The organism is Shewanella sp. 10N.286.45.A1 (assembly GCF_041470405.1).
Lineage (GTDB): Bacteria > Pseudomonadota > Gammaproteobacteria > Enterobacterales > Shewanellaceae > Shewanella.
Genome location: NZ_JBFRMK010000450.1, coordinates 1 through 933, shown reverse-complemented (window position 1 = coordinate 933; position 933 = coordinate 1). Strand labels below are relative to the sequence as shown.

The window sequence follows — 933 nt, the reverse complement described above, 5'->3', positions numbered from 1 at the left end:
AAGTGAACGGCATTACCCTTGGGCGCTATTTTTTAATCATTATTTAAATCACACTAACCTAGCGAGCTTTATCTAATGCCTCGCATAAAGCTTCTACACCAAGCAAAGCTCTCGGTGCGGCTCGGTGCAGTAAGTCTGCATTTAACTGGTAGATATGTTGTTGCTTCACAGCCGGGATCTCTGGCCACTGCTTCCAATCAATTCCTTGAATGTTGCCTTCATCTTGGCTCTGTAAAATAACTTCAGGCATTTTAAGTAAAACTGTTTCTAAGCTAACTTGAGGGTATTCATTGGCTGAGTCTACAAAAACATTATCGCCATGGCACACTGCAATAATCTGTTGGATCCAGCTATTTTTTGCAACCGTCATTAAAGGTGTAGACCATAGTTGATAGAAGACCTTCACCTCAGGCTTAGCCAAGTTAACTCGCTGTAAACGAGTTAACTCTTGTCGATATGACAGGGCTGCTGCAGCTGCTTGTACTTGATTACCCGTTAGTTCACCAAGCGCTTCTAGCTCATCTGCAACAGCGCCTAGCGTTTTAGGGGTACTGTCGAAAACTTCAAAGCCTAACTCTTTTATTCGTTGGATATCTTCCGCTTTATTACCGCCACCCCACACCACAACCAAGTCAGGGTTAAGCTCAAGCACTCGTTCTATTTGAACGCCGTGATAACCACCAATACGAGGAATTTTAAGCGCTGCCTCTGGGTAATCGGCATGGTCAGTCGTTGCCACAATCGATTCACCAGCACCGATGGCGTACAACATCTCTACCGCATGGGGAGATAAAGCAATAATCCGTTTTGCTGGTTCAGCAGCAAAAACACTACAGCTAAAAATAACGCTGCATACAATTAAACATTTGGAAAAGATATTCATAAAATCCTTTTTAGTTAGGTTCAAGATATAGAGGTTCTAGGTTCTAGGTT

1 protein-coding gene is annotated in these 933 nt (G+C 43.0%); it reads right to left on the bottom strand.

Annotated elements, in window-relative coordinates:
- Window positions 1-58 precede the first annotated feature (58 nt).
- The gene (locus AB4238_RS22355; protein ID WP_372035828.1) at window positions 59-883 is read right to left on the bottom strand and encodes a cobalamin-binding protein; all 825 of its coding nucleotides are present in this window, start codon (window positions 881-883) and stop codon (window positions 59-61) included.
- Window positions 884-933: the final 50 nt, after the last annotated feature.